This is a genomic window from Thiomonas sp. (assembly GCF_034007205.1).
GTDB lineage: Bacteria > Pseudomonadota > Gammaproteobacteria > Burkholderiales > Burkholderiaceae_C > Thiomonas.
Genome location: NZ_JAVERI010000011.1, coordinates 111593 through 121185, shown reverse-complemented (window position 1 = coordinate 121185; position 9593 = coordinate 111593). Strand labels below are relative to the sequence as shown.

Below are 9593 nucleotides of genomic sequence, written 5' to 3'. Positions count from 1 at the left end.
CCCCCTCCCAACCTCCCCCACGAGTGGGGGAGGTGAGAACTGCGCTTCGCGCCTTCTTCGGATGCCCTCCCGGCCTTCCCAACCAGTCCGCAAAAGCGCAGATCAACCCCCTCTCCCCCCGGGAGAGGGTTGGGGTGAGGGCTCGCACACCAAGGCGGCAAAGGCGCCTTTTTCATGTTCCAGATAGCGTGAAACACAGCACTAGGAGCCTGTCGGACTTGTGGCGCGGAAGGCGAAAATGGGCGGTGTGGATGCCATGTGGCGGCGGGTTTGCCGCCCCATAGCCGAAGCTATGGGGCAAAAAGCCGCTGCCGCAGGGCGCCGCACCGTCCATTTGCAGCACGCGATCCTCAAGTCCGACAGGCTCCTAGCCATGACCCATCCGCTCGCCTACCGCGCCCGCCGTCTGCGGCGCGACATGACCGACGCGGAGCGCCTGCTTTGGAGCCGCGTGCGCAATGGACAAATGGGCAGCAAATTCCGCCGCCAGGTGCCCATCGGCCCCTACATCGCCGACTTCCTCTGTTCCTCAGCGCGTCTGGTCGTGGAACTCGACGGAGGACAGCACAACGCTTGCCCGCAGGATGCGCTGCGCGATGCGTTTTTCCGGCAAAACGGCTACGAGGTTTTGCGCTTCTGGAACAACGATGTATTGGCCAATATCGACGGCGTGTTGCTGACCCTTCAATCGGCGCTTGAAGAACGCAAAGGCCAATCTCCCCCTCCCAACCTCCCCCAGCAAGTGGGGGAGGAGTGTTTGCTCCCTCCCCACTTGCTGGGGAGGGCTGGGGTGGGGAAAACGACCGCCGCCGACCCCCTCGCCCCGCTGCGCGCCCAGCTCGCGCTCAGTCACCCCGCCTGCACCGTGCGCTGGACGCCCAGCACCGGCTCGACCAATGCCGATCTGCTGGCCGAGGCCCGCGCCGGACGGCTCGACGGCCCGACGCTGCTCGTCACCGGCCACCAGACCGCAGGACGCGGACGGCAAGGCCGCCGCTGGGCCGACGAGGCCCAGGCCAGCGTGCTGTGCTCGCTGGCCTGGGCCGATCCGCGCAAGCGCGACCCCGGCCCGCTGAGCCTGGCCGTGGGCGTGTGGCTGGCGCAGGCGCTGCACGCGCTCGGCGCCGCGCAGGTGCGACTGAAGTGGCCCAACGACCTGCTCCTGCCCGATGCCGAAGGCGGCTGGCGCAAGCTCGGCGGCATCCTGGTGGAAATGGCCGACACGCCGCAGGCGCGCTGGGCCGTCATCGGCTTCGGCCTCAATCTGCGCGCCCCGCCAGATCAACCCCAGGCGGCGGGACTCGACGCCGCCGGGCTCGACCTGCCGCGCGAGGCCGTGCTCGCCGCCCTTGCGCCCGCGCTGCTGGGCGGCCTGCAACGCGGCCCGCACGGCGTGGCCGAGGCCCTGGCCCAGTGGGACGCGCTGCACGCCTGGAACGGCCAGGCCGTGTCGGTGCTCGATCACGGGCAAACGCTTTTTTCCGGCACCGCGCTGGGCATCGGCCCCGATGGCGCGCTGCGCGTGGACACGCCCGGCGGCGAGCGCCGCGTGCTCAGCGCCGACGTATCGCTGCGCCTGCGCGCGCAAGCAGCAGGCGCCGCAGAAACGGCAAAATGTCAGCGCTGAACGCCTCCAGTCCTGCCCGCCATGCGCACCCTGCTCCTCGCCCTGCTGCTCGTCAACCTCGTGTTCTTCGCCTGGTCGCAGGGCTGGATGGCGGGCGCAGGTCTCGGGCCGGTGACGCAGCGCGAACCGCAGCGTCTGGCCCTGCAAATCCATCCCGAGCAGGTGAAGATCACTGCGCTGGCAGGCGCCTCGGCCGCGCCTGCGGCCAGCGCCCCGCTGCCGGCGCCCTCCACCCCGGCCAGCGAGTCGGTCCCGCCCGCACCGGCGTCCGCACCGTCCGCACCGTCCGCACCGTCCGCACCGTCCGCACCGTCCGCACCGTCCGCACCCGCCCCCACGCCCTCCGCACCTGCGCCGCAGCAGGCCGCAGCCGATGCCGCACCCGCCGTCTGCCGCGAGATCGGCCCCTACGGCGCGCTGGAAGCCGCCGCGCTCGCCCAGGCGCAGGCCGCTCTGGCGCAGGCTGGGCTCCAGCCGCAAGTCGTCCAAATCCCCGTACCCGCGCAGTGGATGGTGCTGCTCGGCCCCTTCCCGAGCCGGGCCGAAATGCGCGCCGCGCTCGATCAGATCACCCAGCAGGGCAGAGTCAAGGTGTTCGCACCCGTCACCGACCGCCCGCGCTACGAGCCCGGCATTTCGCTGGGCGTGTTCGCCAACGAGACCGCAGCGCAGAAGCAATTGCAGATCGTGAGCAGGCAAGGCGTGCAGGGCGCCAGGGTGGTGCAGCGCAACGCCGGGCTGAACCGCACCGTGCTGCGCCTGCCCGCGCTCACCCCCGAGCAACTCGACGCACTGGAAAAAGTGTCAGGGCGATTGGGCGGCCAGACCGTCAAGACCTGCGCGACCGAGGCGGCTGCGCCGTAAACTTGCTTTCTCTGTCAGGGAGTCACCATGTCCGCCGTCCTGTCCCGACCGCATTTCACCTTCGAAGACTATCTCGCCTGGGAAGAAACCCAGACCGAACGCCACGAATACATCGGCGGCCAAGTCTTCGCCAGGACAGGAAGCAGCACCACGCACAACATCATTTCCGGCAACGCCGCCATCGCCCTGCGCACCCAGACACGCGGCACGCCCTGCCGGGTCTATATGGCCGACGTGAGGCTGCACGTGCAGGCCGCAGACGCCAGCTTCTACCCTGACGTGTTCGTCACCTGCTCGGCGGCAGACGCCGAGCGCCGCAGCGTGCAGCAAGACGCGCTGCTCATCGTCGAAGTGCTTTCACCCTCCACCGAGGGCCATGACCGGGGCGACAAGTTCGCCGCCTACCGCCTGTTGCCCAGCTTGCAGGCCGTGGTCTTCGTCGCGCAGGGCCAGCCTCACGTCGAGGCCTTCACCCGCAACGCAGACGGCTCTTGGACGCTGTTTGAGGCCAGCGGACTCGACGCCCAACTCACCTGCGCCACCGCCGAGCGCAGCTTCGTCTTCCCGCTGGCCGAGCTTTACGCCGAGGTCGATTTTTCCGCCGCGTCCGCTGAAGCGTCTACGGAGTCGGCTGCCAAGACGGCCGCGGCCAGTTCCGGCACATCGGCGTAAATCTCGGCCAGCGGCAGTTCGGCGTCCAGGCAGTCCAGCCGTAGCGCGCCCGCGGTACAGCGGGTCAGGTCCCACTCCTCCCCCGCTTCGCCATGCGCTCGGTGGTAGCGATCGACCGCTGCGCGGGTGCCGTCCACGATCAGATACTTCTGCACGCTCAGCGTTCCAACACCCCCTCCCCACCCCAACCCTCCCCAGCAAGTGGGGAGGGAGTAAATGCTCCTCCCCCACTTGCCGGGGGAGGTTGGGAGGGGGAGTCATTGCGCCCGCCATACTCTCACCCCTTGGCCAACCACGCCTGCGCCAGCCGCACCCAGAAGCTGCCGCCCAGGGGGATGAGGTCATCGTTGAAGTCGTAATTTGGGTTGTGCAGGGTGCACGGCCCTTCACCGTGACCGGGGGCGCGGTGGTCGCCGTCGCCATTGCCGATGATGAGATAGGCGCCGGGCTTCTCCTGCAACATGAAGGAAAAATCCTCCGCCCCCATCGACGGCACAAACTCATGCACCGCGTCCGCGCCCACCAGGTCCACCATCACCCGCCTGGCAAACTCGGCTTCGGCGGCATGATTGATGGTGGGCGGATAGTTGCGCTTGAACGCAAACTCGCAGCGCACGCCGAACGCCGCCGCGGTGTGCTCGGCCACTTCGCGCATGCGGGCCTCGATCAAGTCGAGCGTCTCGGGGGTGAAGGTGCGCGCCGTGCCCTGGATTTCCGCGAATTCGGGAATCACATTGGTCGCCTCGCCGGTATGGATCATCGTCACCGAGATCACCGCCGGGTCGAGCGGCGCGCGGTTGCGGGTGACGATGGTCTGAAACGCCTGCACCATCTGGCAGGCCGCGGGCACCGGGTCGAGGCCCAGATGCGGCATGGCCGCATGCGCCCCCTTGCCGGTGAGCCGGATGTGAAACTCATTGCTCGACGCCATCACCGGCCCGGCCTTGACCGCAAAATGGCCCGCGGGCAGGCCCGGCCAGTTGTGCATGCCAAACACCGCCTGCACCGCAAAGCGCTCGAACAGCCCGTCCTTGATCATCTCGCGCGCGCCGCCGCCGCCCTCTTCGGCGGGCTGGAAGATGCACACCACCGTACCGTCGAAATCGCGGCTGCGCGCCAGGTATTGCGCCGCCGCCAGCAGCATGGCGGTGTGGCCGTCGTGGCCGCAGGCGTGCATCTTGCCGGGGTGCTGGCTGGCGTGGGCGAAGGTGTTGAACTCGGTCACCGGCAGGGCGTCGAAGTCGGCGCGCAGGCCGATCATCCGCCCGCTCTTACCCCCGTCGCGGCCGTGAATCACCCCCACCACCCCGGTCTTGCCCAGGCCGCGGTGCACCTCCACGCCCCAGGCCGACAGCCGCGCCGCCACCACCTCGGAAGTGCGCAGCTCCTCGAAGCACAGCTCGGGATGCGCGTGCAGATCACGCCGCAGCGCGGTGAGCGCAGCGGATTCGGTCACGATGGAGTCGATGAGTGGCATGACGGTGTCCTATCGTCGGTCAGAAAGCATCCCCACCCCAACCCTCCCCACGAGTGGAGAGGGGGCAAACACGCCTCGCCCGCTTGCAGGGGAGCTTGGGAGGGGCATCGTTTGCATAGCGCAGCGCCGTTTGCTCCTCCCCCGCTTGCCGGGGGAGGTTGGGAGGGGCATCCGAAGAAGGCGCGAAGCGCTGTTCTCACCTCCCCCACTCGTGGGGGAGGTTGGGAGGGGGAGTCCCTTGCATGACCTTGCCCATGAACCCTTCATCCTTCTCATTGCGCATCCTCAAACGCGGGCATCCCGGCCTCAAACCAGCACGACGAGTTCGCCGTAACGCGCCTGCTTCGCGTCGTGCGTCAACAAGTGCATCGGTTCGGTCACGGCCTGCGCCACCAGCAAACGGTCGAAGGGGTCTTGATGATGCCGCGGCAGAGCCTCCACAGCGGCGGCGTGCTCGGGCTCGACCGGCAAAAAGCGATACCCCGCTTCCCGAAAATAACCCAGCGCCTCCTGGCCCGACACCGGCATATCCCCACGGCCCATACCGTGCCTGATCGCAATTTCCCACACCGACACCGCGCTGACCCATACCGTGGTGCGCTCCGACAGAATCATCTCACGCGCCCGGGCGCTCAGGCGGGCGTCGTCGGTAATGGCCCAGAGCGCCACATGGGTGTCGAGCAACACATTCATGACGGTTCGGCGCCGAGAAACAGCGCCGCCACTTCGGCGTCATGGGCGTCGATGTTTTCCGGGACGACGAAGCGCCCTTTCGCCACTCCCAGGCGCTTGCCCGCCCCGGTCCTGTCCATCGGCAGCAGCCGCGCCACGGGCTGACCGTTGCGGGCAATGACAATTTCGCGCTCGCGGCCCTCACCGAGCGATTGAATCAGACGCGACAAATGCGTTTTGGCGTCCAGCATATTGATGGTGATTGTGCTCATTTCGCTTCCCTCAATAGACAAGCTCGCCTTTTCGGCAAAGGGGCGAGAGGCTCAGCCCCCATGAGGCACAGCTTAGTCTGATCTGGCCAGGCGAGCAAAAACCCGTGAAATTCGCCATCCGCACATACCGGGCCGGATACCGCCGAAAAAGAACGGGGTCGCCCCGCAGATCGCCCCTCTTTTCGGGGAGGCTCACGCAAACTTCCAACAAGTCGCACCCTCATGCAGAATACGAAAGCCCGCCCTCAACGCACAGGACATCGCCATGCCCCCCATACCCGCGCTCAAGCCCGCCGTCAGCGTTGAAGACTACCTTGAAGGCGAACAGCTCACCGACATCAAGCACGAATACCTCGACGGCCAGGTCGTCGCCATGGGCGGCGCCTCGCGCAGACACGGCCTGATCGCCGCCGCGTTGGCCTTCGCCATGGGCGCACAAGCCCGCGCCCGCCGTTGTCAGCTTTTCATTGCCGACATGAAGGTGCGCGTCGAGCATGAAGGCGAAACGTTCTTCTACTACCCCGACCTCGTCCTCACCTGCGATCCAGAGGATCGGCACAACCTCTACTGCAACCGCCCCTGCCTCATCATCGAAGTGCTCTCCAAGGCCACGGAGCGCATTGACCGCCGGGAAAAGCGCCTCGCTTACGGCCTGCTTCCCAGCCTGCAGGAATATGTGCTGGTCGATCAGGACGCCCTGTGCATCGACCGCTACCACCGCACGCCCCAAGGCTGGGCGCATGATCGCCTCGTCGAAGGCGTACTGCGCCTCGACTGCCTTGAACTGGACCTTCCCCTGTCCGAGATTTACGCCGACATCGAATAGCCGGGCGGCGAGCCGGAAAGCGCGGCTGCGCGCAAAAAATGTCAATCGCAAGCGCCAGGCTGACAAAACCTGCCGGGTTGCGGCACAAACCGTCACCGTTTCACACGGACTTGCCGCAAAAGCCGTGAAGCATTTCACACAATCGTCCCCGCTTCAAAGCATGCTGCGCTGGTCTATGGTTTGCAAAGTCAGAATCGAGATCGCCGACAAGTCCGCCGTTCTGCCCACTTTCAAACCCGAGCCATGCGCCCCAATACCCAACGCGGCTTCACCCTCATCGAGCTGATGATCGTCGTCGCCATCATCGGCATCCTGGCGGCCATCGCCATTCCGGCGTATCAGAACTACACCATGCGCGCGCAGGTGGCCGAAGGCCTCAGTCTCGCAGAAGGCGCAAAAACTGCACTGTGGGATTACTACGTCCAGCACGGCAAGTTCCCCACGTCGAACCAGTCCGCGGGCATGGCCCAACCGTCTTCAGTCTCCGGCAACTATGTCAAGAGCGTGAATATCGCCAATGGATTGGTCACCATCATCTACGGCAAGAACGCCAACACCAATTTGAACGACAAGATCCTCTACCTCTCCGGGCGCTCGTCGGGCGACTCCCTGCAGTGGCGGTGTTATGCGCCCGCATCAGGCGGAGTGCCAAGGCAATACCTGCCCACCTCCTGCACCTGAGCCAAGCCGCCAGGGCGCCCTCAGTCGAGAGTGGTTGACGCCGCTTCCGGGTACAGATTTGGAAACAGGGTCGCCAGAGCATCCAGCGGAAAACCGATGCGCACTTCCCCCTTGGGCGTATCGCTTTGCAGCAGGCCATCCTTGACAAGCCGGGACAGAATGGTTCGCCCCGACCGCTCACCGAGCCCGGTCATCCGGATGAACTCTGCGCGCGAGACAGGCCCGGCCAGCAGGACGTGCCGCAGTGGCAGGATCGCCTCGTCACGATAGGCCGATCCCTTGTCCGAGCGACCCCGCACCAGGGTAGCGACACGCTGCTTCAACGTGTCCAGATCCAGACACCGGGTCATGAAGGTGACCTGGTCGAGGCAGACGTCGAGAAAGAACTCGCACCATGCCTTGAGCATTCGCTCGCTGAGGTTTCCTCGGCCATCAAGATCGCCGTGGCGCGGCATGTCGGCTTCGGCGAGGCGCAGGTAATACTCCTCCCGGCGCCTCGCAAGCCCTCTGTTGACGGACCAAAGTCCGCCAGTGAGGCGATGCAATGCGGCATGCATTTGCAGTCGAGAAGCGCGACCATTGCCATCGAGAAAAGGGTGAACCCAGACCAGGCGGTGATGCGCGCAGGCTGTGGCGATCAGTAGTCGTTCCAAACTCCAGGGCCTTGCATACACCTGATCGGCGCGCGCGAGGAAACTCGGTACAGCGCGCCATGCCGGAGGGTGGTGACGGTGGACCGTCACATCGCTCTGCCGCAACGCGCCAGGCTCCACAGCGCGACCGTCCTCGGTCATTCTGTCGTCGACATCAAGGCGCTCATACAGGCTTGTGTGGGCCTGCACGAGGCAGGCACTGCTGAGCGCGAATGTGTCGTCCGTGGCACGCTTTTCGATCTGCTCTTCGGCGTCGATATGAGCAACGGCTATACGCTGGAGTCTTGCCACGTCCGGCCGTTCTGAAAAGTCCTTTCGCAACGCTCGGTCGATGTTGACTGGATGCGTGCTTTGCCCCTCGATGCGGTTCGAGTAGTAGGAGTTCATGGCGCGAACAAGACGTTGCAGCTCATGCCGCACGTCCGCGTTGACCGCACCCTGGAGCCGAAGCGATGCCTCGACAACCAAACCGGCTTTCAGCGCGAGGTCTTCGGATGCACTGGTTGGAAGGAGCGGTTCGAACTGGTGTGGCTGGTCGTAGACGGCCACAGGGTTTGGCTTGACTGACATGATCATCTCCGATTTTTTTGCCGATCTTTTATTCGCCGAATTTTACGATAAAACTTGTTTATTTACAATAACTTGTATTACTATGTCTGCCTGACTATGCCGCTATTATTGCCGATCTTATTGCCGATCTTGATCACGCCGAGCGTTGCAATGCACCTGCACCAGCCCCAAGGAAACTTGGGGCGGCCCTGCGTTTCCTTGAGAACGAAATCGCCGTTGAACCTGCGCTGCATCTGTTCAAGCAAGACGGCGCGCCTGACTTTGCCGACTGCCTGCATATCAGCCTGGCCGACCTCGCAGGCCTTGGTCCGCTGCTGACGTTTGATCCGCGTGCCGCGCGCCTGGAAGGTGGCTTGCTGCTGATTGAGCCGATTGCTGGCGGTTGATCTGCGCTCTTTCTCGCTGGGTACTGACAAAATTTGTCGCCCGGACGGTTGATTTCACAAAATTTGGCAGCTCAGGCAAAGATTGTCGGCGGTCGAGCGGGTTTTTCGGCTTGGTTTCGTGAAGCAGTTCACGAAAACGACGGGCAAACACGACACAAATTGGCTGGCACGGCATGTGCTCTGTAAAACCTGCCCATCGGGGGGTGATGTCAGTCCACCGCAGCTCGGAGCACGGCATCTCCAGACTTTGTTGCCTTTGTTCCGCTCTTTGCTCCGCTTCGGGCTGCGGTTTTTTTACCCAACCGGTTTTGATTTTTTACTTTCCACTCTCAGGAGTTTTTCAAATGAAAAAGCAACTGCAGCAAGGCTTCACGCTGATCGAGTTGATGATCGTCGTGGCCATTATTGGTATTTTGGCGGCGATCGCGATTCCGGCGTATCAGGATTATACGATTCGGGCGCAGGTTTCGGAGGGGTTGAGTCTGGCGGATGGGGCGAAGACGGCGATGGCGGAGTTTTATACCAATCATGGTAACTGGCCGTCCAATAACGCATCAGCAGGATTGTCGTCAGCTTCCTCGATTACTGGAAATTACGTTAGCGGCGTTGATATCTCTACAACACCAGGTCAAATTACGGTTACTTACAGCAGTGAATCACCACAAAAGGCCAATAGCGCTATTAATGGCGACACTCTTGTGCTGTCTGCAACCACCACTGGCGGCAGCGTTAAATTTACTTGCAAGGCCGGAACAAAAAATCCCTTGCCTTCAAAATATTTGCCTTCGTCTTGTACCTAAAGAACGAATGGGGTCAGGTCTAGCTTCGTAGCATCCCTCCCCCTTCCCCACCCCGAAACCCGCCGCGAGGCGGGTTTTTTCATTGGCCGCCTT

The 9593-nt window shown here is 64.0% G+C and carries 11 protein-coding genes; 6 read left to right on the top strand and 5 right to left on the bottom strand.

Annotated features, from left to right (window positions below; genetic code table 11):
• Nucleotides 1-373 precede the first annotated feature (373 nt).
• Genes RBR52_RS10680 through RBR52_RS10670 form a run of 3 tightly spaced genes read left to right on the top strand, consistent with a single transcriptional unit; the run spans nt 374 to nt 3163 of the window.
• Entirely contained in the window at nt 374-1627 is a 1254-nt protein-coding gene (locus tag RBR52_RS10680) for a biotin--[acetyl-CoA-carboxylase] ligase (RefSeq protein WP_320377194.1), read from the top strand.
• A 21-nt stretch (nt 1628-1648) separates the two neighbouring features.
• Nucleotides 1649-2491: an SPOR domain-containing protein gene (locus RBR52_RS10675; RefSeq protein WP_320377193.1), complete on the top strand. Its 843-nt coding sequence runs from the start codon at nt 1649-1651 to the stop codon at nt 2489-2491.
• 27 nt (nt 2492-2518) lie between these two features.
• The gene (locus RBR52_RS10670) at nt 2519-3163 is read left to right on the top strand and encodes a Uma2 family endonuclease (RefSeq protein WP_320377192.1); all 645 of its coding nucleotides are present in this window, start codon (nt 2519-2521) and stop codon (nt 3161-3163) included.
• Between the two features lie 277 nt (nt 3164-3440).
• On the opposite strand, the gene RBR52_RS10665 is transcribed toward RBR52_RS10670, so the two are convergent.
• From RBR52_RS10665 to RBR52_RS10655, 3 genes are all read right to left on the bottom strand, one after another.
• A complete protein-coding gene (locus RBR52_RS10665; protein ID WP_320377191.1) occupies nt 3441-4640 on the bottom strand; it encodes a M20 aminoacylase family protein in 1200 nt (399 codons plus the stop codon).
• A gap of 306 nt (nt 4641-4946) precedes the next feature.
• Entirely contained in the window at nt 4947-5333 is a 387-nt protein-coding gene (locus RBR52_RS10660) for a type II toxin-antitoxin system VapC family toxin (protein ID WP_320377190.1), read from the bottom strand.
• Nucleotides 5330-5584 (bottom strand): type II toxin-antitoxin system Phd/YefM family antitoxin, encoded by a 255-nt coding sequence (locus tag RBR52_RS10655; RefSeq protein ID WP_320377189.1) that lies wholly within the window; start codon nt 5582-5584, stop codon nt 5330-5332. The genes RBR52_RS10660 and RBR52_RS10655 overlap by 4 nt, the downstream gene beginning before the upstream one ends.
• A gap of 265 nt (nt 5585-5849) precedes the next feature.
• Between RBR52_RS10655 and RBR52_RS10650 the strand changes: the two genes are divergently transcribed.
• Both RBR52_RS10650 and RBR52_RS10645 read left to right on the top strand, forming a co-directional pair.
• A complete protein-coding gene (locus tag RBR52_RS10650) occupies nt 5850-6410 on the top strand; it encodes a Uma2 family endonuclease (protein WP_320377188.1) in 561 nt (186 codons plus the stop codon).
• A gap of 243 nt (nt 6411-6653) precedes the next feature.
• Nucleotides 6654-7091, top strand: coding sequence for a pilin (locus RBR52_RS10645; RefSeq protein ID WP_320377187.1), 438 nt, complete (start codon nt 6654-6656; stop codon nt 7089-7091).
• A gap of 20 nt (nt 7092-7111) precedes the next feature.
• Here RBR52_RS10645 and RBR52_RS10640 read toward each other — a convergent pair whose 3' ends face one another.
• The gene (locus RBR52_RS10640) at nt 7112-8314 is read right to left on the bottom strand and encodes a Fic family protein (protein WP_320377186.1); all 1203 of its coding nucleotides are present in this window, start codon (nt 8312-8314) and stop codon (nt 7112-7114) included.
• 80 nt (nt 8315-8394) lie between these two features.
• A complete protein-coding gene (locus tag RBR52_RS10635; protein ID WP_320377185.1) occupies nt 8395-8730 on the bottom strand; it encodes a hypothetical protein in 336 nt (111 codons plus the stop codon).
• 314 nt (nt 8731-9044) lie between these two features.
• Here RBR52_RS10635 and RBR52_RS10630 point away from each other — a divergent pair, with 314 nt between their 5' ends.
• The gene (locus RBR52_RS10630) at nt 9045-9500 is read left to right on the top strand and encodes a pilin (RefSeq protein ID WP_320377183.1); all 456 of its coding nucleotides are present in this window, start codon (nt 9045-9047) and stop codon (nt 9498-9500) included.
• Nucleotides 9501-9593: the final 93 nt, after the last annotated feature.